This window comes from Rhizobium mongolense USDA 1844 (assembly GCF_000419765.1).
Lineage (GTDB): Bacteria > Pseudomonadota > Alphaproteobacteria > Rhizobiales > Rhizobiaceae > Rhizobium > Rhizobium mongolense.
The window spans coordinates 323,691-345,454 of sequence record NZ_ATTQ01000003.1 but is presented as its reverse complement, the minus strand read 5'-3'; the positions used below and the strand labels follow the sequence as shown (position 1 = coordinate 345,454).

The 21,764-nt window shown below is 57.9% G+C and carries 18 protein-coding genes; 11 read left to right on the top strand and 7 right to left on the bottom strand.

Going from position 1 to position 21,764, the window contains the following annotated elements; translation table 11 throughout:
• Window positions 1-75: 75 nt before the first annotated feature.
• Window positions 76-1,101, bottom strand: a complete 1,026-nt coding sequence (locus A3C3_RS0107345) for a YeiH family protein (protein WP_022713959.1) — start codon at window positions 1,099-1,101, stop codon at window positions 76-78.
• Window positions 1,102-1,203: 102 nt separating this feature from the next.
• On the opposite strand from A3C3_RS0107345, the gene A3C3_RS0107340 reads away from it, so the two are divergent.
• The 9 genes from A3C3_RS0107340 to A3C3_RS0107300 all read left to right on the top strand — a co-directional run bounded on the left by A3C3_RS0107340 (window position 1,204) and on the right by A3C3_RS0107300 (window position 9,379).
• The gene (locus A3C3_RS0107340; RefSeq protein WP_022713958.1) at window positions 1,204-2,127 is read left to right on the top strand and encodes a LysR family transcriptional regulator; all 924 of its coding nucleotides are present in this window, start codon (window positions 1,204-1,206) and stop codon (window positions 2,125-2,127) included.
• 249 nt (window positions 2,128-2,376) lie between these two features.
• A complete protein-coding gene (locus A3C3_RS0107335; protein ID WP_022713957.1) occupies window positions 2,377-3,063 on the top strand; it encodes a helix-turn-helix domain-containing protein in 687 nt (228 codons plus the stop codon).
• Between the two features lie 128 nt (window positions 3,064-3,191).
• A complete protein-coding gene (locus A3C3_RS0107330) occupies window positions 3,192-3,380 on the top strand; it encodes a hypothetical protein (RefSeq protein ID WP_022713956.1) in 189 nt (62 codons plus the stop codon).
• A 115-nt stretch (window positions 3,381-3,495) separates the two neighbouring features.
• Complete coding sequence (locus A3C3_RS0107325) at window positions 3,496-4,629, top strand: aminomethyl transferase family protein (protein ID WP_022713955.1); 1,134 nt, start codon at window positions 3,496-3,498, stop codon at window positions 4,627-4,629.
• 10 nt (window positions 4,630-4,639) lie between these two features.
• Window positions 4,640-5,245, top strand: a complete 606-nt coding sequence (locus A3C3_RS0107320) for a dimethylamine monooxygenase subunit DmmA family protein (protein WP_022713954.1) — start codon at window positions 4,640-4,642, stop codon at window positions 5,243-5,245.
• On the top strand, window positions 5,242-6,207 hold the full coding sequence (locus A3C3_RS0107315; RefSeq protein WP_022713953.1) for a PDR/VanB family oxidoreductase: 966 nt from the start codon (window positions 5,242-5,244) through the stop codon (window positions 6,205-6,207). Before A3C3_RS0107320 ends, A3C3_RS0107315 begins: the two co-directional genes overlap by 4 nt.
• A gap of 30 nt (window positions 6,208-6,237) precedes the next feature.
• A complete protein-coding gene (locus A3C3_RS0107310) occupies window positions 6,238-7,278 on the top strand; it encodes a heme-dependent oxidative N-demethylase family protein (protein WP_022713952.1) in 1,041 nt (346 codons plus the stop codon).
• 50 nt (window positions 7,279-7,328) lie between these two features.
• Window positions 7,329-8,666: an NAD(P)-binding domain-containing protein gene (locus A3C3_RS0107305; RefSeq protein WP_022713951.1), complete on the top strand. Its 1,338-nt coding sequence runs from the start codon at window positions 7,329-7,331 to the stop codon at window positions 8,664-8,666.
• 113 nt (window positions 8,667-8,779) lie between these two features.
• Window positions 8,780-9,379 carry a methyl-accepting chemotaxis protein gene (locus tag A3C3_RS0107300; protein ID WP_028739466.1) on the top strand — a complete coding sequence of 200 codons (600 nt, stop codon included), beginning with the start codon at window positions 8,780-8,782 and terminating at the stop codon, window positions 9,377-9,379.
• A gap of 3 nt (window positions 9,380-9,382) precedes the next feature.
• Here A3C3_RS0107300 and A3C3_RS0107295 read toward each other — a convergent pair whose 3' ends face one another.
• Complete coding sequence (locus A3C3_RS0107295) at window positions 9,383-11,752, bottom strand: trimethylamine N-oxide demethylase (protein ID WP_022713949.1); 2,370 nt, start codon at window positions 11,750-11,752, stop codon at window positions 9,383-9,385.
• A gap of 245 nt (window positions 11,753-11,997) precedes the next feature.
• On the opposite strand from A3C3_RS0107295, the gene A3C3_RS0107290 reads away from it, so the two are divergent.
• Entirely contained in the window at window positions 11,998-13,782 is a 1,785-nt protein-coding gene (locus A3C3_RS0107290) for a trimethylamine N-oxide permease (RefSeq protein ID WP_022713948.1), read from the top strand.
• A 452-nt stretch (window positions 13,783-14,234) separates the two neighbouring features.
• On the opposite strand, the gene A3C3_RS0107285 is transcribed toward A3C3_RS0107290, so the two are convergent.
• The 3 genes from A3C3_RS0107285 to A3C3_RS0107275 form a co-directional block, all read right to left on the bottom strand.
• Entirely contained in the window at window positions 14,235-17,630 is a 3,396-nt protein-coding gene (locus A3C3_RS0107285; RefSeq protein WP_022713947.1) for an acyl-[ACP]--phospholipid O-acyltransferase, read from the bottom strand.
• Between the two features lie 92 nt (window positions 17,631-17,722).
• Window positions 17,723-18,004, bottom strand: coding sequence for a YiaA/YiaB family inner membrane protein (locus A3C3_RS0107280; RefSeq protein ID WP_028739465.1), 282 nt, complete (start codon window positions 18,002-18,004; stop codon window positions 17,723-17,725).
• 31 nt (window positions 18,005-18,035) lie between these two features.
• Window positions 18,036-18,722, bottom strand: coding sequence for a PspA/IM30 family protein (locus tag A3C3_RS0107275; RefSeq protein ID WP_022713945.1), 687 nt, complete (start codon window positions 18,720-18,722; stop codon window positions 18,036-18,038).
• A gap of 107 nt (window positions 18,723-18,829) precedes the next feature.
• Here A3C3_RS0107275 and A3C3_RS0107270 point away from each other — a divergent pair, with 107 nt between their 5' ends.
• On the top strand, window positions 18,830-19,447 hold the full coding sequence (locus tag A3C3_RS0107270; protein WP_022713944.1) for a TetR/AcrR family transcriptional regulator: 618 nt from the start codon (window positions 18,830-18,832) through the stop codon (window positions 19,445-19,447).
• A 448-nt stretch (window positions 19,448-19,895) separates the two neighbouring features.
• Here A3C3_RS0107270 and A3C3_RS0107265 read toward each other — a convergent pair whose 3' ends face one another.
• On the bottom strand, window positions 19,896-20,741 hold the full coding sequence (locus tag A3C3_RS0107265) for a carbohydrate ABC transporter permease (protein WP_022713943.1): 846 nt from the start codon (window positions 20,739-20,741) through the stop codon (window positions 19,896-19,898).
• Window positions 20,742-20,747: 6 nt separating this feature from the next.
• On the bottom strand, window positions 20,748-21,665 hold the full coding sequence (locus A3C3_RS0107260; protein WP_376773725.1) for a carbohydrate ABC transporter permease: 918 nt from the start codon (window positions 21,663-21,665) through the stop codon (window positions 20,748-20,750).
• Window positions 21,666-21,764: the final 99 nt, after the last annotated feature.

Here is a 21,764-nt window from a genome sequence, read left to right as displayed (position 1 = left end):
GTATATACAGGCTAGCCGCTGATCGTTTCGAAGGCAACCGGAATCTTTGCATGTATTTTGGGCATGTTGCCTCGATCAGGCAACTTTCAGCAACCCAATCAGACAAAGACCAAGAGCCGCCAGCGCCAACAGCGACAGCGCCGCCACCGCCAGTACCCGGCTGCCGGTCTGGGCGCTGGACCGAATATCGACGGAGAGACCCAAAGCGGCCATGGCGGTGACGGTGAAGGCGGTGGAGGCAGCCGACATCCCGGAAAGCAGCGTGGCCGGGATGGCATCCAGGGAGCGAAGCGCCGCCATGGCTGCAAAACCGATGATGAACCATGGGAGAATATGGCGAAGATTGACTGCGGAGTCGCCAAGTCGGCGGCCATGAACTGCGCCAAGCAGAAGGATGACGGGTCCGAGCATCATCACGCGGATCAGTTTGACGAGCGTGCCCACCTGGGTACTGACGGCTCCGGCAGAGACCGTGGCCGCCAATACTTGCGGGACCGCATAGGCCGTCAGCCCTGCGAAAACGCCATATTGTACGGCGGTGAGACCAAAGAGCACGTGAAGAACTGGCAGCGTTAGAACTGCAGCGACGCCAAGCAGCGCGGTAAAGGCGATTGAGGCCGCGATGTCGTCCGGTTTGGCGCCGATCACGGGCGCTGCGGCGACAATCGCAGAGTTGCCGCAGATTGAGTTGCCGCAAGCAACCAACGTCGCCAGGCTGGCCGAGAGCCCCAAGAGGCGCCCTATGAGAAAGCTGCCTGCCAAGGACAGAGCAACCAGAATGGCAATTCCGCCGACAAGCGGCAGTCCAGCCTGCCGGACTGCAGCCACGCTGAGCGACGCGCCCAGCAACACAACCGCAATCTCGAGAAGCGTCTTGGCGGCGAATTGGATGCCGGGAATGAAACTCTGCGGCAGGCGGACCGAGGAGCGAACGGCAATGCCGACCAGAATGGCAAACACGAGGCTCTCAATCCAATGCAAACCGAAAATCATCATCTGCAGTTGCTCAACGAAATGCGCAGCGAGTGCGACCGCGGCACAAAGGACGAGTCCTGGGAGGGCTGAAGGAAGCGATAGGGAGCGTGAGGCTGACGTGAGCATCGGTAGGACCTTGCGGAATGGCTACACTGTCACACACTCGATCATCGACTTCTATTGAATAGTTCAGTAGAGTTCGTTCGGGAAAATCGAACGGATGGAATCATGACTTTCGAGCAGCTTTCCATTTTCGTCGCTGTTGCGGAACGCGAGCATCTGACCAAGGCCGCCTTCGTGATCGGCCTCACGCCATCGGCCGTCAGCTCGGCAATCCGCAATCTCGAGGCCTCCTATGGCGTCGAACTTTTCCATCGCGTCGGACGCCGCATAGAGCTCACACATGAAGGTCGGGTGTTTCTCGGAGAGGCAAAAGCTACGCTCGCCCGCGCAAGGGCCGCAGCCCTCGTCTTGTCCGATCTCGGCGGGTTGCAAAAGGGTGAACTCGTCGTTTTTGCAAGCCAGACGATCGCGAGCTATTGGCTACCGGCGATGCTGATGCGGTTCAAGATCCGCTACCCGGGCATCGACCTAAAGCTCATGATCGGCAACACGACCACGGTGGCAAGGGCGGTTGTCGATGGATTGGCCGAAGTCGGTTTTGTCGAAGGCGGCGTCGAGGAGCCGGCGCTGTCTTTTCAGTCTCTCGCCGAGGACGAACTTCTTGTTGTCGTCGGTCCGCGCCATCCTTGGGCAACTGGCAAACCGGTTGCACCAGCGGACCTGGTTTCGGGCACAAAATGGGTCATGCGAGAAAAGGGGTCCGGAACCCGATCGGCTTTCGAGACCGCGATTTCCAATGCCGGAATAAGCTTTGCAGACCTGGCTGTTGCGCTTGAGCTGCCGTCGAATGAGGCGGTAATATCGGCGGCAAGAGAGGGCATCTGTGCGACAGTCGTGTCGGGAGCCGTGGCCGCGCCCCTCTTGGCGCAAGGTCTGCTGGTAAAGGCGCGCTTCCCTCTGCCGTCCCGCCAATTTGCAATCCTGCGGCATAAACAACGGCACTCTAGTCGTGCCTCGCTGGCGCTGGAAACGATTTGCCGCGAAGATAAAGCTGGCGAAGTCCAAAGTTGGGAGGACTGGACGCTCTAGCGCATTGAACATCGATGAAAGCGCCATCGCGGACCATCTCAGCAGTATCTGCCGAGGTTCCACATAATGAAGCGCGAACGGGACCGTGAAGGTTTTTGATTGTTCGGTAGAGGACGAACGCGGGGCCGCAGTGCTCTAAAGGGATGCAGTTAGCCGCCGACTCATAGGATCCTGACTTTCTTCACGGTTGAGAAAATTTCACTACGGCGATAGGATTTCCGGGGAGAGGAAAACGCGAAAGGTCGATGCATGAAGGCCAAGCCCGATGACAAATTGAGCCAAGCGGAGCAGCCGCACGGGAACCGGATCGCCCTTTCCCAGGATCCGCATGCTGTCCGCGAACCGAAGGAAAACAACCTCGAAATGGCCATCGGCCACGAGGTTCGCGCCTATCGCAAGAGGCTCGGCATCACGGTCACCGATCTTGCCGCCGCAACCGGCATCTCACTCGGCATGCTCTCGAAGATCGAAAACGGCAATATCTCGGCATCGCTCACTACGCTGCAATCGCTTTCCCGCGCCCTCGGCGTGCCCCTCACCGCCTTCTTCCGGCGTTACGAGGAGCCGCATAATGCCGTCTTCGTCAAAGCCGGCCAAGGCATCGAGCTCGAGCGGCGCGGCACGCGGGCGGGACATCAATATAATCTGCTCGGACATATCGACAACAATTCCAGCGGCGTCATCGTCGAACCCTATCTCATCACGCTGACGGCCGATTCCGACGTCTTCCCGACATTTCAGCATGAGGGCATGGAATTTCTCTACATGCTGGAAGGCGAAGTCGTCTATCGCCACGGCGACCAGCTTTTTCCGATGCAGCCGGGCGACAGCCTGTTCTTTGACGCCGATGCGCCGCACGGGCCGGAAGTGCTGGTCAAACTGCCGAGCCGCTACCTCTCAATCATCTGTTATCCTCAGCGTGGCAAGACGGAATAGGTTACTCCAAAAGAACAAATTATTCTTACAAGTTTACCACGAAGCCCCGCTGGTCCTTTCCGAACGCGAACGAAATCCGATCCTCCCGGCAAGCCCTGGCAGCTACGAGTCAAGCCGGTTCGCCGCGGTTGTCGACGCCCGGCACCAACCCTGTTGGCGCACCGGACAAGGGCGAAGGCCCCGGCTCGTCGGTGACCTCGCCGTCGAGAAATTCCCTCAATGGTCGCAAGCACCATCACCCGCTTCCGGGCAACCTCGGACCGGTGACCATCGCCATGCTGATGGCCAACATCGTCATCGCCGCCCACGCGCGGTAGGGCAGACGCCGCTGAAGATTTGAAGGAATCCCTGCTCAGGCAGGCTTGCCACGACGCAAAAGACGAATATAGTGAGGAAACAAATATTCCGTAGAAGAAATAAAAGGGAACGAGAATGGCTTTATCTTGGCGTTTCTCCGCCTTGGCGGATCGGCATCGCGCTCTCGGATCGAAGCTTGAGGACTGGAGCGGAATGGGAACCGCCTGGACCTATGAGAAGGACATGTCGGAAGAGCACGTCGCCGTCCGCACCAAGGCCGGCATCATGGATGTCTCCGGCTTGAAGAAGGTGCATCTGGTCGGCCCCCATGCCATCGCCGTGCTTGACTACGTCACCACCCGCGACATGACGAAGATCTATCCCGGACGCTCGGTCTATGCCACGATGCTAAATGATCGCGGTCATTTCACCGACGATTGCATCGTCTACCGCACGGGCCCGAATTCCTGGATGCTGGTGCATGGCTCCGGGTCCGGTCACGAGGAGGTCGTCAAGCAGGCGGCGGGCCGCAATTGTGCAGTGCTCTTCGACGACGATCTGCATGACCTCTCGCTCCAGGGACCTTTGGCGGTCGACTACCTCGCCAAATATGTGCCTGGTATCCGCGACCTCAAATATTTCCATCACGTGCAAGGGACGCTCTTCGGCGCTCCGGTGATGATCTCGCGCACCGGCTATACCGGTGAGCGCGGCTACGAGATCTTCGTGCGCGGCCAGGATGCCGTCATGGTCTGGGACCGCATCGTCGAAGAGGGCAAAGAAATGGGCATTGTTCCCTGCTGCTTCAGCGTGCTCGACATGCTGCGAGTCGAAAGCTATCTGCTCTTCTATCCCTATGACAATTCGCAGATGTATCCTTTTGCCGATCAGCCGCCCGGCGACAGCCTCTGGGAACTTGGCCTCGATTTTACCGTCAGTCCCGGCAAGACCGGCTTCCGCGGTGCCGAGGAGCACGCGCGCCTCAAAGGCAAGGAACGATTCAAGATCTTCGGCATGCTGATCGATGCCGATGGCCCGGCTGATCTCGGCGATGAGGTGTGGGCCGACGGCAAACGAGTCGGCATCATCACATGCCCTAGCTATTCGTCGCTGACGAAGAAATCTATGGCGATCGCTCGCCTCGATGTCGACAAGGCTGTTCATGGCACGGAGCTCGAAGTGCGCGGCAAGAGCGTGAAGGCCATGGCCAGCGCGCATACGCTTCCCTTTGACGATCCGGAAAAGAAGAAGCGAACCGCCTTGGGTTAGGGAGCGCGCCATGCTCGTTGCAGGCATCAAGAGCCGTCCGGTCTACAAAGGTCTGACCATCGAGCCGCATGCCAAGCGGCATATCTTCGCGCTCGAGGGTGAGGGTGCGACAGCGCTCACCGACCAGAAACCGGCCCTCGACGAAACGATCCTGTCACGGAGCGAAATCCTCTATGTCGCGTGCGGGTCGAAGGGCAAAGGCCATGACACAGCGCTAGTCGAGCTTGGCACAGATGTCTTCTGGACGGCGCCGACGATTGCGACGCTCCTCTTCCGGCTGAAGGGATTGCTGGCAAGCGCCCACATGGGCATTCGCCTCTATATCGCTGGAACGGAAGGTTTCATCGGACAGGCAATGACGGTGGGGCTCGAACATGGCATGGATTACGCCTCGATCATCACCGAACATCGCGGCTCGCTGGCGCGGCGTGTCCAGTGCGTGCATTGCAAAGGGATCACTGACGACGTGACTGCCAGCCCTTTCACCTGCAGCCATTGCCGATTGACGCTTCTCGTGCGTGATCATTATTCGCGACGGCTCGGTGCCTTTCAGGGCGTCAACATCGATGCGGAAGAGCCGGGCAGCGCGCCCGATCCTGAGGAGTTGTTCCTTTGAGCGGTGGTACTGAAGTTCCCGTCCGCGTGACGAAGGTGACGCCTGTTGCCGAGCGCATCAAGCGCTTCCGCTTCGAGCGGCTGGACGGCAAGCCGATGCCATATTTCTCAGGCGGTGCGCATATCATTGTCTCGATGAATGATGATGGCCACCTGCGTCGCAATGCCTATTCGCTGATGTCGCCGCCGCATGATTGCGCGGCCTATGAGATCAGTGTCCTGCATGTCGAAGATTCGCGGGGCGGCTCCGCCTTCATGCATGAGAAGGTCAAGGAAGGCGACAATCTGAAGGTCAGCTATCCGGTCAACCTTTTCCAGCCGGATTGGCGCGCCCGCAAGCATCTGCTGATCGCCGGCGGTATCGGCATCACCCCCTTCATCGCCATGATGGAGCAGTTCACCCGCGCAGGCGTCAAGTTCGAGCTGCATTATGCCGTGCGCACGCGCGATCGCGGTGCCTATTGGAAGGAACTGGCCGAGCGCTACGGCTCGCAACGGATCAAGATCTATTGCGACGCCGAAGGCATAACGATGCCGCTCGGCCGTCTGCTCGACAGCCAACCGCTCGGCACGCATCTTTACGTCTGCGGCCCATCGGGGATGATCGACGGCGTTTTAAGGGCCGGGATGGAGGCCGGCTGGCCGGAGCAGAACCTACATTCTGAGCGCTTCCTTTCCTCGTTGCCGGGCAAGCCCTTCACCGTCGAGCTCGTGCGCTCCGGCAAGACCGTGAGGGTTGGCCATCACGAAAGCATGCTGGAGGCCATCGAAGCGGCGGGCGTCGATGCGTCTTTCCTATGTCGAGGTGGTGCCTGCGGTCAGTGCGAGACGAGGGTCGTCACCTGCGATGGCAAGCTGCTGCATCACGACGTCTACCTGAACGATGAGGAAAAAGCAGCCGGCCGCAAGGTGATGATCTGCGTCTCACGCTTCGAGGGCAAAACGCTGCATCTCGACCTCTAACGGCCCTGAAAGCGGAACAAGGAGAACGACATGGCAATCGCCTTCAAGCAGGAAAGTTTCCGCGACGATTTCTGCTACCGGAACAGCCCGGAGAACATCAGCCGGTTCCCGTTTCCCTTCGATCGCGACGAGTACATGTATTCCGTCAACATGGAGCCGCACGTGCGCGGCAGACCGGGGACCGTCTTCGAAAACCTGATTGACGTCGATGAGCACTATGTCGCAGAGATGCATGACCGGATGCTGGTGCTGAAGGAGGATCCGCTCCGCTATCAGGCCCTCCCCCATATGATGACCGCGCAGTGGGATACGCTCGAGCTTCTGATGGAAGAGCAGGCAGCTGGCTATCCCGAGCACTTCACCCTCACGAGGAATGGCGACGAGTGGCGCTGGATCAATCGGCCGCTCGGCATCGACGACACCTTCACCTTCGGCGATGTTTCGACGCTGCCCTACGAGCCCTTCGAATATATCACGCGGCAGGCGCAGGGTGATTTCTGCATCGTAGACCAGCGCCATGGCAATCTTTGGATGGATGCCGGGATGGTGACGACCCAGGCCGACTGGTCGCTCGATTTCGACATAGGCATGAATTTCATGGAGTGGCACGGACCCGTGCCACTCGCCCACCAGATCGGCGTCTTCGACCGCGCGTTAAAATTCCTCCTGAACCTGCAGCAGGGAAAGCCGACGCGCCGATTCAACTGGACGATGACGATCAATCCACGGCTCGATACCAGCCCAGAAAACTACCACAAATGGGGGCCGGATCGCACGACCGTGACACCAGAGAATGTTGGCGAGAAGGTGCATCTGCGCGTCGAGCTGCAGAGCCTGTGGCGCCTGCCGCGTTCGAACGCCATCCTCTTTGTCATCCGCTGCTACCTCATGAACATGGGCGAGCTGGTCACCGTGCCGAAATGGGCGCGACGCATGCCACGCGTGCTGAGAACCTTGCCGCCGGAACTGATCGACTACAAGGGGCTCACCCGCTACCGCGAGGACACGATCAACTGGCTTTCGAAATATGATGACGGGGCGCCCACCAGCCCCGGCATCTTCCCGGATTAACGCGCAACAATGCGCCGAAGCAATGCAATATATCAAGAGGGGAATGCTTCATGACAAAAGTTGCCGTTATCGGCGCCGGTCCCTCGGGACTGGCACAGTTGCGCGCCTTTCAATCGGCCGCCCAAAAGGGCGCTGAAATCCCGGAGATCGTCTGCTATGAAAAGCAGGCAGATTGGGGCGGGCTTTGGAATTACACCTGGCGCACGGGGCTTGACGAATATGGCGAGCCGGTCCACGGCAGCATGTATCGCTACCTCTGGTCGAACGGACCGAAGGAGTGCCTGGAATTCGCCGATTATTCCTTTGAGGAGCATTTCGGCAAACCGATCGCCTCCTATCCTCCACGCGCGGTGCTTTGGGATTACATCAAGGGCCGTGTCGAAAAGGCGAATGTCCGCCATTGGGTGCGCTTCAGCACGCCCGTGCGCATGGTGCGCTTCGACGAGGAGACGAAGAAATTCACGGTGACGGCCCACAACCGCATCGAGGACCGCATGTATGACGAGGAATTCGATTATGTCGTGGTTGCGACCGGTCATTTCTCGACGCCGAACGTTCCCTATTTTGAGGGTGTCAGGACCTTTAACGGCCGTGTCTTACATGCGCACGACTTTCGTGACGCGCTCGAATTCAAGGGCAAGGACATCCTTATCGTCGGCCGTAGCTATTCGGCCGAGGATATTGGTTCGCAATGCTGGAAATACGGCGCCAGGTCGGTAACGACGAGCTACCGGTCGAAGCCCATGGGCTTCAAGTGGCCGGAGAATTTCGAGGAGCGGCCGCTCTTGACCCGGCTCGAAAACAAGACTGCGCATTTTCTCGACGGCTCAATGAAGGAAGTCGATGCGCTGATCCTCTGCACCGGCTACCAGCACCACTTTCCGTTTCTGCCGGACGAATTACGGCTGAGGACTGCCAACCGGCTCTGGGCAGACGGCCTCTACAAGGGCGTTATTTTCGACAAGAACCCCCAGCTCTTCTACATCGGCATGCAGGACCAGTTCTACACCTTCAACATGTTCGACGTACAAGCCTGGTGGGCGCGCGACGTCATGATGGGCCGCATCAAGCTGCCGCCGGAAGAAGAACTAAAGGCTAATTTCGACATGTGGCGTGCCCGCGAGGAGACGCTCGAAGATGCCGAGCAGATGATCTGGTATCAGGGAGACTACGTGAAAGAGCTGCTCGGCGAGACCGACTACCCGAGCTTCGACATCGAAGGCACGAATAGAACCTTCATGGAATGGGAACACCATAAGGCGGAAAATATCATGGGCTTTCGTGATCACGCCTATCGATCACTAATGACCGGCAATATGTCGCCGAGGCACCATACGCCCTGGGTCGAAGCTCTCGACGATTCGATGGAAGAGTATCTGCGCAACTGAAGCATTCCAAGCCCTCCCTTAACCGCGAAAAGGTCGTTCATCGCGACCGTTTCGTGGGTTTTTGAAATGAGACGAAGCAATTTCACCTGCAACTCACTTCGAACGTGGCCTTGATGGATTTTCAAACGAGCATTCTTAGCCGCATGAGCGGATTTCTCTACCGCTGCCGTGCCGACGAAAACTACACTATGCTGGAGATGACGAACGGCATCGAGCGCATCTTCGGCCATCCCGCGGACGAGATCATCGGCAACCGGACGCGGACCTTCACCTCCATCATGTGTGAGGAGGATGTGCCGATCATGGACCAGGTCGTCGGCCTGGCGCTCGCACGGCGTACCGACTGGACGATGGAGTACCGGATCCGCCATCGGGACGGGAATTTCATCTGGGTGACGGAAACCGGCGGCGGTGTTTGGGACGAGAATGGCGAATTGCTCTACCTCGAAGGCAGCATCATAAACATTGAGTCCCTTTACCAGCGTATCGACGAGCAGACGGCTGGTATGCGCGTCACGGCGTCCAAAACCAATGAGATCCTGCAATCACTGCGCTACTTGAAACTGCTCGCCGTCAATGCTGGCATCGAGGCGGCACGTGCCGGTACGGCAGGGTCAGGCTTTGCCGTGCTTGCAGCCGAAATGCGCGCGCTTGCCAACGCCTCTGAAGAGGCCGCCCGCGCGATCTCGAACGCCCAGCTCAAGTCGGGCTGAAGCTTAAGAGCGCGGCCGCGTCTTCTGAGGATCATAATGCGAGAGCGGTACTATGACCGCCGGCAAGCGTTTCTGGTGGCCGTCCAGCTTGCCGATTTCCACCGCCGTTCCAACAGACGCATGCGTGACGTCGATACGGGCGAGAGCGATGGTCTTCCCAAGGACTGGTGAGCGGGTAGCGCTGGTGATCACCCCCACCTGAGCGCGGCCGATGTGAACGCAATCTCCATGGCCAACCGCCTCATTGGCCTGCACGTCGAGCCCAACCAGCAGATGACGCGGATGCTCCTTGCGCCGGATCAGCGCTTCGCGGCCGATGAAGTCATCCGCCTTGGATTTCAGCGGCACGGTGAAACCAATGCCGGCCTCGAATGGATCGGTTTGGTCGGTGAACTCGTGATGGGCGAATATCAGTCCCGCCTCGATGCGCACCATGTCCAACGCTTCGAGACCCATAGGCTTCAAGCCATGCGGCTCACCAGCCTTCCAAACCGCGTCGAACACTTTAAGCGCGTCCTTCGGATGACAGAAGATCTCGTAACCGAGCTCGCCCGTATAGCCGGTGCGCGAGACGACGACAGGCGCGCCTTCGAAGTCCCCGATGCGCCCAACCGTGAACCGGAACCACTCGAGTTCGCCGATCGCCGGCTGGCGCGGCGCCGTCCAGATGATTTCCTTCAGGATGTTGCGGCTCTTCGGTCCCTGCACAGCGATATTATGCATCTGGTCGGTTGAGGAGCGGACCCAGGCCCTAAAGCCTTTCTTTTCTGCTTGCTCCCGCAGCCAGATGCCGCTTGCATCATCACCACCGATCCAGCGGAAGTTTTTGTCGCCAAGACGGAAAAGCGTACCGTCATCGATCATGCCACCGTTTTCGTAGCACATGGGCGAATAGACAACCTGTCCGGTCGACAGCTTACGCACGTCGCGCGTCAGGCAATATTGCAGCAGTTCCTCGGCATCGGGACCAGTCACTTCGAATTTTCGCAGCGGCGAGAGGTCGATGACGACTGCCCTCTCCCGGCAGGCCCAATATTCTTCGACGGCGCCCTCGGAGGAAAAGCGGTTCGGCAGCCAGTAGCCGCGATATTCCGCGTAATCCCTCGTGAGTGCCGAAAGGCGTGGGTGGAAGGCGGTTTCGCGCGTCAGTTCAGCGTCGGAGTCAGGTGTCATGCGATAGGCTACCGCTCGTGAGAATTTCTCTTTTCCGGAAAAGGTTCGGACATGGATATCCGTCGGATCCCAGCCGTTGGCGGCATCGATATCGTCTGGACATGAAGAGGATACGCAGACGAGATCGGTCAGCGCCCGCATCATCACATAATCGCCCGGGCGCGACCAAGGCTCATCGAGGTACAACTGATTGTTGTGATCGATGTTTGTATTGTAGAAATAGTTGAGCGCTTCCCAGCCCTTGCGCGGCGCAATCCCGTACGGCGCCAACGCGGCGTTGAAGTTGTCCGTGCAATTGACGTGGCCGGGATAGCCCATATCGTCATAATAGCGAGAGTTGCAGGCAGTCGCGAAGGCGTCGTGACGACCGACCGTGTCCTGGACGATCTCCACGAGAGGTTCGAAATCGCGATCGAACGCCTTTGACGGCAGGCCGGGGATCGGGTAGCTGCGGCCGAGCAGGGTGCGGGTGACCGTCGAATCCAGGGCCAGATCGAGACCTTTGTCCACCTTGCGGGCGGCGAAAGCCTGAAAATCTGTGCATTGCCGCCCATAAACGTCGATGATCTGAATAAATTCGCCAGCGCGGACGAAATAGGCTGAAGCTGTTGCCGCCTTGATGCGGATATCCTCGATCGGATCGGCCATCGGCTCGGGCAAGGCCGAGGAATAATCGTGAGTGAGCTGGCTCCGCCTGATCGTAATCTCGATCGGCGTCGACGTATCCTGCGCCTCCGGCAACATCACGCCTGCGGGAGCAGCGATAATCAAGAGACCTTTCAAGGTGATGGTGAGTTCAGCGGAGCTTCGCGGCGTCGCTGCCGCTCCGAAGAGACGTAGCGCACCAGCCGCCGCAAGATCAGCGCCGCGACGGGCAAGCGCAGCGCGGGTACGGATAGCGCTGTCTTCCCCCGTCGACAGGATGGCCTTCAGCCCCTCGGCGGCATTGGTGAACGTCGCGCCGAGACCTGCCGACAAGAAACGCCCAGCCTCATCGACAAAGGAAAGTTCACACGGTTGACCGCCTTCCATGTCGGTGACGGTCACGTGGTCACCGACCTCGACGCGCACGACCAACGAGCCGCCGCCCTTGACGCGGTGGCGCTCCGTGCCCTGCGGCAACGCTCGAATGCCCGGATAGCGGACGATGCTCGGGGAAGCCGGCCGCACACCGGTCATCGCCAAATGGAGATCTCGCATTTGACCCTCGTGGGGTTGGAAGCGCGAGCTTTCGCCCGCTAAACAACGTTACAAAATGCCGTCGGAAAGTAAACCCATATTGACTAAAAAGAAAATATCTTCACTATGCATCAAGGGTCAAAGCTCAGAATCCGTGCGGGAACGCGGATCGCCAAAACCAGGCTGGCCCCGGAAACGCCGGGAGAGGCACGTTCAGGGAGACGCACGAAGAGACGTCCGGAACAATCGAATGGGGAACTTCAGCAATGACAGACGTAGTGGACGCCGGGATATCGGCCGGCACCGAAGGTAAGCTTATACGTGCCCTCGACTGGAAGGGTGCATTCTGGGTAGCTGCGGGCGTGCCGCCGCTCGTCCTTTTCTCCATTGGCGGCATCGCAGGCACGACAGGCAAGCTCGCCTTCGTCGTATGGATCATTTCCATGATCATGGGCTTCCTGCAATCCTTCACCTATGCAGAGATCGCCGGCATGTTCGGCAATAAATCCGGCGGCGCTTCCGTTTATGGCGCGACCGCCTGGCTGCGATATTCGAAGTTCATTGCGCCGCTTTCGGTCTGGTGCAACTGGTTTGCCTGGTCGCCGGTGCTTTCGCTCGGTTGCGCCATCGCCGCCGGTTATATTCTCAATGCATTTTTTCCGATTCCGGCAGCTGACTCGCAAGCAGCCCTCGACTGGATTGCCGCGCATGCCGCTTCAATCACGGCGGATAGCCCGCGCGTCGCAGAATACATAACAGCCCATGCCGGCACGGCGCCCGACGATGCCATCAAAGCCTTGCTGAGCACGGATGCAGTAGCGGCGCTGACGCCCGCGGTCCGCAATTGGTCGCTCGCAAGCTTCAGCATTCCGTTCCTCGCTACCGCCAACATCAACGCCACTTTCTTCATCGGCGGCATCTTGATGCTGATCATCTTCGCCATCCAGCATCGCGGCATCTCTGAAACCGCAAGCGTGCAGAAGTGGCTGGCGATCATCGTGCTCGTGCCGCTGCTTTTGATCGGCATCTACCCTATCCTCAGCGGTCAGATCGTTGCTGCGAACGTCACGGGCCTCCTTCCGCCAACGGCAGCATATTCAGACGCGGACGGTACATGGAGCAACGGCGGATGGACACTCTTCCTCGGCGGCCTCTATATCGCCGCTTGGTCTACTTACGGCTTCGAAACCGCCGTCTGCTATACCCGGGAACTGAAGAACCCCAAGACCGATACTTTCAAGGCGATCTTCTATTCCGGACTTGCATGCTGCTTGTTCTTCTTCCTCGTGCCCTTCGCCTTCCAGGGTGTGCTCGGCCATGCCGGCATGCTGGCACCTGGAATCGTCGACGGTACGGGTGTAGCGGAAGCCCTCGGTGGGTTGATCGGCGCGGGCCGCATTATCACCCAGCTTCTCGTCGTCCTGATGATCATGGCCCTCTTCCTGGCGATCATGACGGCGATGGCGGGATCCTCACGCACGCTCTATCAGGGCGCCAAAGACGGCTGGCTGCCGAAATACCTCGATCATGTGAACGAGAACGGCGCGCCGACCCGCGCCATGTGGACGGACTTCGGCTTCAACCTCTTCCTTCTGGCGATCGCATCGGATGTCGGCGGCTACTTCTTCGTGCTCGCCGTCTCGAATGTCGGCTACATTATCTTCAACTTCCTCAACCTGAACTCCGGTTGGATCCATCGCATGGATTCCGGCCACATCGAACGTCCCTGGAAGGCGCCGAGCTGGCTGATTGGCCTCAACACGGTTCTCGCCTTCGTCAATGCCCTCTTCCTAGGCGCCGGCGCAAAGGTCTGGGGTTATGCCAACGCACTTTGGGTTGGTTTCGCCTTCGCCGCCGTCATCCTCCCGGTCTTTGCCTATCGCCATTATGTGCGGGACGGCGGCAAATTTCCTGCGGGAGCGATGGACGATCTGGGCCTGACTGGTCAGGACCTTGGTACGAAAAAGGCGGGCGTCCTTCCCTATGTCGCACTTGCTGGCGGTCTGGCGATAGTCCTGATCGCAAACTGGATCTTCCAACTGCCGGCCTAACGCCTAAGACGATTCATTTTATCGCCGCTCTCCGTGAGGGCGGCGATCCTTGAGGAAGGGTGCGAGCGCCAAATGTGTTTCGGCATAGCGTTTGACCCCACCGTGTGCATTGAACGAGAGCACGCTAAATTCTGCAATCGAACAAATGAGACATCCTGCCTCCGCCAGGGTCGATGCTCTGTGCCGAAAGCGTGCAAACGTCCGTGCATAATCACACACCAGTTTGCGCATCGTCTTGCCTGTTCGCCATTCGACGCAACCCTCCGGTGTCGCTTAACGTGCGAGCGACGCAGACCAAGTTGGCCTTGTGATATTGCTGCGACAGTTGTCGATTGGTGGTCGCTATTACGCATGCGAGCGCCGACATGCGGAAAATCCGCTTTGCATAGCGCCCTACCCCTCCCGGTCCTTCCATGCTGAAGTAGTCGTTCATACAAGCCTTGTGGGAGGCATCATGCAGCGTGCTGCGGTGGATTCAAATGTTGGACAATCTTGCTCGCTGCAACAAAATCCACCTTTCCCGAACCCAGCACTGGCACTTTGCCGATTTTGATTTCCGCCGGAACCATCATATCCATCGCTCCCTTGGATCTGGCAAAGGCAGCGAATTCGGCGCGAGTAGCGTTTGGCGCATCTGTCAGCAGCACCAGTCGCTCACCCTTCTTTGCATCCGGAATAGATGAAACGACCGAAAGGGCACCGGCCCACAACTGGCCGGCAAGCGCCTCGACGGCAGCGAGCGAAATCATCTCGCCGCCGATCTTGGCGAAGCGCTTGGCACGGCCGCGGATCCTGACGAAGCCATCTTCGTCGATTGTGACAATGTCACCCGTGTCATGCCAGCCATCCGGGAGCGGCTCGATAACGCCAGGGTTCTCAGCGCGGAGATAGCCGGCCATGACATTGGCGCCGCGGATGAAAAGGCGACCACCCTCATCGATACCCGCAACCGGCTCGAGCTTCCACTGCATGCCGGGCATGATTTTGCCGACGGTGCCTGAGCGGTTGAACATTGGCGTATTGAGGGAGATCACGGGTGCCGTCTCAGTAACACCGTAGCCTTCAAGGATACGCAGGCCGAACTTCTCCATATAGGTCTCGCGGGTCGATGGTTTGACGGGCTCTGCACCCGAAAAGATGTAACGGATCGATCGGAAGTCATAGGGGTGCGCAGTTCGGGCATAGCCGTTCAGGAAAGTATCGGTCCCGAAAATGATGGTCGCGTTGGAGGTGTAGATCAGTTCCGGCACGATGCGGTAGTGAAGCGGCGACGGATAGAAATATACCGGCACGCCCGAGACCAATGGCAGAACGGTCCCCGCCGTCAGACCAAATGAATGAAACACCGGCAAGATATTGAAGACTTTATCCCCGGAATGGAAGTCGATGCGCGAGGCCGCCTGGGCGGCGTTTGACAGAATATTGCGATGGGTGAGAACAACACCCTTCGGCGTTCCCTCCGAACCAGATGTGAACAGGATCACGGCGGCATCATCGGCCTTGCGCTTGACCAGCGGCGTGTACCTGTTGAGGAAGCCCCGAACTTTGTCCACGACGGTAACTGTCGTGCGCAGTTCGTCGAGCCAGACGATCTTCATCTCTTTTTCGAGCTCGGCAATCACGGGACCAAGCTTGCCCTGCTCGACGAAGGCGCGTGAGGAAAGAACCTGCTTTACCTCTGCCGCCCTGCACGCTGACAAGATATTGGCGGCGCCGGCGGTGAAATTCAGCATCGCCGGAACCTTGCCCGCTGACATCACAGCGAGAACAGTCGCAGCAGTGCCATTGGCGTTTGGAAGCAGGACGCCAAGCGTCTGTTCATCGGGAAACAACGCCTTGAACTTGGCACCCAGAACCGAAGCGCCGGTGAGAAGCTTGGCATAGGAGAGCTGGCCGCTAATCGGATCCTCGACTGCAAGTTTTCCTCCACCTCCTTCCAAAGCCGTCTCGATGATGCGGTCCAGGACCGTCAGATTGGTGTTCGTCGTACGGAACATCAACATCGACATGACCTGGTAGAGGGCCGCCCCTGCGGCGATACGGCGCTTGCGACCCTTGATATCCGCGGGAACGTCGAGCTTCACCGGCTCGAGGATCGTCACTTTGACCTTAGGAAAGAGGCGACGGCGCACTTGGCCAGCCGAAAGGCGCGAGAAGTAGCTCTTCTCAAGCCCGTCGATACGGACGGGCACGATCATCGATCCTGTCTTGTCGGCAACCATGGCCGCGCCGTCGTAGACCTTCATCAGCGTCCCGGTCACTGTCAGGCGTCCCTCGGGAAAGATGCCGATCGCATTGCCCTCGTTGACAATCTTGATCAGCGAACGTGTCGCCATCGGCTTCGTCGGATCGAGCGGAAGGAATTTGCACATCTTCAGGAAAGGACGAACCCACCAAGCCTGAGCTATCTTGTAATCGACGGCGAAAACGGGCTCTTCCTCTGTTATTGCAAGCGCCAGCGCTCCATCAAGGAAGCTCACATGATTGAGCGCGATGATCGGTGCCCGGCCAGCCTTCTTGATGTTCTCCAAACCTTCCACCTCAAGGCGCAGGAAGGCACGGAACAATATGGAAATGAAATCACGGAACGGATTGGTGGGCAGCGCCTTCAACATCATCCAGGCAACGCCGACATTGATGAGCGAAAGACCCAGAATGATCATCGGAACGGAGACACCGACGGCTTGCAAGATCGCGACCAGCGCGAGACCAGTTGTGATAAATAACGCGGACAAAACGTTCGCAGCTCCGATCACACGGGCACGGCGGGCTTCGTTTGCCCAGGCTTGCATCGCCGCGAACGTCGGCACGGCCATGAATGCGCCCCCAACGGCCATACCGGCGAGATCGATCGCCACACGCATGGTCTTTGCGCCCGCAAAGAACGCGGTGATGGTTTCAGCATGAGAGGCGGACCGCAGGCCCCACAGATTCCAAGCGAGATCTATTCCGAAGAGTGCAACTATGACGGTGCCGACTGGCGCCGGCAGCAAGACGACACGGCCTGCCGACATCCAGCCGGCGATCGCTGAACCGACCGCAATGGAAATCGCGAAAACGGCAAGATAGGCGGGGACGACGATCTCCGAACCGCCAAGGATTTCCGTAACCATGAAGGGCAGCATCGACATGACGAATGCGCCAACGAACCAGAACCAGCAATTCATTAGCGCCGAGCGCCAGATTCGCTTGTCTTCCCGCAGTTCATTGACGAGTGTGACGCTCGAGCGGAAGACATTCCTGTCGATAACGAGATCGGGCGCTTTTGATCCCGTGGCGGGGATCATGCGAGCGGCGAACCAGCAAAGCACCGAAAGCCCCATCATCATCGGTCCGAACACCCGGACATTCTCGCCGTTCGTGAAGGCAAGCGCTGCAACGATCGTGCCCGTCAAGATGGCGATGAAGGTGCCGCCCTCGATCCAGGCGTTGGCCTTTGGCAAGTCCTTGCGTTCGAGATGATCGGGAAGAATGCCGTACTTAATCGGGCCGAAGAGCGACGAGATGACGCCGAAACCGAAAAGAGCCAGCAGAAGGACCCAGATCGACGACAGCGCGATACCGATGACGGAGATCGCCGCGACTGCGATCTCGCAACGCTTGAGGATTTCGGCCATCTGCGCCTTGTCATATTTGTCGGCAAGCTCGCCGCCCAGCGCCGAAAGCAGCAGGAACGGAATGATAAAAATTCCGCCAGCGAGCGTCACGAGCCAAGCCCCCTCGGCAGCCATCTGCGCAAGGATCAGGAAGATAAGCGTCTGCTTCAGGAAATTATCGTTGAAGGCCGAGAGAAACTGCGTCCAGAATAACGGCGCGAACTTCCTCGATGTCATAAGATTGCCGTGCATGGCTGTTCCCCTGTTAGGTCGCAAGAGAAAGTCACAGAGTTGTTTCGCAAAAGTTGCAGACAGAAACAACTCTGTGGTGTGGTTAAGAAGTCTTAGCTTTCGTTGCCACGATTGAAATTGACGAGGAGCTTTTCAGTCTTGGCGTCCTCGATCTTGCGGATCAACTTCTCCGACTCGGCGTTATCGCGCAGCGTCTTGGTGATGTTCACCGTCGTTTGTACCAGCATCAGTATGCCCATGGCGAGATAGCCTTTGCCCCAGAGGTCGAGCGGCATCATGTAAAGGCCGGCTGCAAGCATGAAAGCTGCCGTGCCGAAGGAGATGTATGAAAAGCTGACCCAGCTGGAGGAATGCTTCTGGAAACTGTCGTTCATCATCGTGTCCTTTTGTTAAGTGAAATGCGTTTCAGGCAGCGTTGTTGATACGAGTGCGGAGCCTCGCCAACACATCATCAGCCGATGACCGCAACGGCGCACCACAGCCGGCATTGGCAAGCTTCTCGATGATTCCGGCAGAGCGAGGCGTGCTGTCCATCTCCTTAAGCACGGAGGCAATCGTATCGTTGTGGCTTTGACGAGCGCGAAGGCGCGCAAGGGTCTCCTCAGCCTCGTCGAGTGTGGCAAGACCAGATCCGGCAGCGGCGAGATCAAGTTTCTGGGCTTGTTCCGTTGCACGGGCGAGCCGCTCGCCGCGCTGCAGATCCTGCAATCGCGCTTCAGCGGCACGCACGATCCCCTTCAGCTTGGCAATCGCCGTTGTGAACTGAGCTTGGGCCTTTTCCGACGCATCCCGCTCGGCTTCGAGATAAGCGATCGCGTCGGCCGCTTCGCGGGCGAGACCCTCACTGCCTTTTTCCAATGCTACAAGAGTGCGGGTTTCGAGATCAGCGATCCGGGACAGGATCATGGCGTGCTGGCTCTTTTCCTGCTCATTTTGTGCAATTGCCACCGCCACTGCACGGCGGGCAGACTGGATGGCGTGGGCCGCATCGCGAGTTTGCTGACTGAGCAGAGGTATGGCGTTGCGGTCGGCGAAAGCACGTTCGGCGTCATGCGCCCTGCCCCGCAGCAGGGTGACAATTAAGTTGAACATTTCGAGTCTCCCATTTATGAACGTTGTTCACGAAGTGGTTTTGCCACAACCGTGAACATTGTTCAAGCTTTTTTGAACAACGTTCACGAATCAAATTGGAGTGGTTAATGGCCAGTCGAAGAGAAGAAAAACGCGAGGACCTGAAGGCCCGGTTAATCGACGCTGCGCGCAACAGGATAGCCAACGAAGGGCTCGCAAACTTGCGTGCACGCGACGTCACGCAGGATGCCGGTTGTGCGTTGGGAGGTCTTTATACAGTCTTCGCTGACCTCAATGAGCTCATTATCCAGGTCAACTCCTCAACGCTTAAAGCTCTGGAGGAATCGTTAGCCCTTACCGAAGTCAAAAACCGCACCCCGACCGATCGACTGCGCAATTTGGCACAGGGGTATCTTAAGTTTGCGCTTGCCCATCGTAACCTGTGGAAAGCACTGTTCGATCACTATCCGCCCGAAGGCAGTCCAACGCCCCAGTGGCATCTCGATGAACATCTTTTCCTGATGGATGTGATCGCTGAGCCCCTCGCCGAACTGCAACCGGATATGTCTACAGAGGATAGAGCAATTCGTGCTCGCACGTTGTTCGGGGCGGTGCATGGGGTGATCAGCATCAGCCTGGAAGCGCGTTTCGTCGGCTTGCCGTCTGATCGGCTAGAACGCGAACTCGATGAATTCGTCCTGACCATCGCGGCTGGGGCGGTCGCAGGACGGGCGCCATGGGCCTGACGGGAATGTTGGTTTTTAAAACGCTGCGTAATTATTCCAACTAAGTCAGTCTCGCTCGCCCCGCCTACCATTAGCGGTGCCCCATAATTAGTTCGGAACGGAAAGGCGTTTCAGATCACAGCGGAACTCAACACGCTGACATCCGCGAGCGTCCCAGGGAGATTAAAACAACACGCGAATGTGAGGCAGCTCGGGCTGCCCACTCGGTTTGATTGACGATGTTTACGGCGGCGAGATTTTTTCGGGCAGCGCTACCACCGGCCCGTCGACACCGCACTCAGACCGAGCCATCATCCGCCTGGGAATCATGCCGTCAAGGTAGTTGTAGGGTCGTGCAATGATCCCGTCACCTCAGAAAAACCGATTGTTTCATATTCGAACCGGTGACGGGACCCCATGCCGATTCACACAACAGTGAAGCATTGCTCCCGCCCGGTTGCGCACCGCCTCAGCTCTTTACCGACCCGGCAGCCATGCCCGCAAGGAAGTAGCGCTGGGCAATCAGATACAGGACCAAAAGCGGGAGCGATCCTAGCACGCTCATCGCCATCATCTCGTTCCATTCGAAGGCATGTTGGCCCATAAGCAACTCGATCCCAATGGGAACAGTCCGCATATCCATCGACTTCGTCAAAGTCAGAGCAAAGAGGAATTCGTTCCATGCCAGCAGAAACGTATAGACTGCGGTCGCGACGATGCCAGGCACTGACAGTGGGATGATCACACGCCACAGCGCCGTCCAACTTGATCCGCCATCGACGAGTACCGCCTCGTCAAGCTCCCTTGGTAGGGTATTGAAGTAGCCAGTCATCAGAAGGATCGCATAAGGCAGGGTGAAGACCATATACGTCAAAATCAGCGCAAAATAGGTGTTAAAAATGCCGAAGGCGACAACCATCCCGAAATACGGGATCAAAAGCGTGATCGGCGGAACGGTCTGCGTACTGATGATGAACACGTTCAGCGTGTTCTTGAACCGAAATGAATACCGGCTGAAGCCATAGGCCGTCAGAATGGCGATCAGCAACGTCAGAAGTGTTACCACTCCTGCGACGAGATAGCTGTTGAAGAAGAAACGAATCTTCGTTGGGTCGTTGAAGATCGAGAGGTAGGCGACGTTCGTGAAATGGTCGGGCAGCAGCCGCGGCGGCAGGGCAAAGATCTCGGTGTTTGATTTCAAAGAAGTGAAAAACATCCACAGGATCGGAAAGCCGGCGAAGACCAGACCAACCGCGAGCCCGAGATATGTCAGTAGGGTCGGAAGTATGGTGCGACTGAGAGAACGCTTTGCCATTGCCGGTCACCTGGCCTTCTGATGTTTGATGTAGAAGTATGTGGCGCCCATCGAGATGATCAGAATGAAGATTGCGCTCGCCGACGCACGGGAGAATTCGTAACTCGAAAAAGCAAGTTTGTAGGTGTAGGTGCTAAGCACCTCGGTCGCGTAGATCGGACCGCCTCCCGTCGTCATCCACACGAGGGGAAAGACCTGCATTGTCCAGATGAAGTCCAGCAAGGCAATGCTGATGATAATCGGCATCAGTTGCGGGATCGTGATGTAGCGGAATTTCTGGAACTCGTTAGCGCCATCAATGCCGGCGGCCTCGTAGAGATCCTTGGGGATGCCCTGAAGACCAGCGAGAAGGCTCACCATATAGAGTGGGTATCCCGCCCAGATATTCGCGAAGGTCAAGGCGTGCAGCGCGGTTTTCGTCGAAGAGAACCACTCGACCTTGAAGTTAATGATATTGAGCGTCATCAAGATGCTGTTGATCACCCCATTGGGATCCAGCAGCAACCGCCAGATGATGGCGATGATCACTGCAGTGAAGAGCCACGGCATAATGTAGAGAACCCGCAGGATGCTTCTGATCAACGGATCGACACGCTGGCTGTTCAGCAAAAGGGCGAAGGCCAGACCGATCAGAAGATGGAAGATGACGCTCATCACGGTGAAGTAGAGTGTCTGCCCGACCGACTGCCAGAAAACCGGGTCTTTGAAGATCGTCACATAGTTCTGCAATCCGACGAAAGCCGCGTCCTTTTTCGTGATCGCGCCGTCCATCAGCGAATAGCGCAGGACGGTGATCATGGGAAACAGCATCAGAAGGCAGAATAGAAACGTCGCCGGAGCAACATAGAAGAAGGGAACAAGCCTCTTTCTCGTTTTGTAAGACAGCATGCCACGCTTGCGCGTTTTTGCTTGCGTCCGGATCATAGTTTCTGTGGCGAGGCTCATGAGATGTGATTTCCGCCTATCGTGAAACGCATCAATTCGTCCTGATGCAGCGGCAGCGCGATGAACTCTATCACGCTG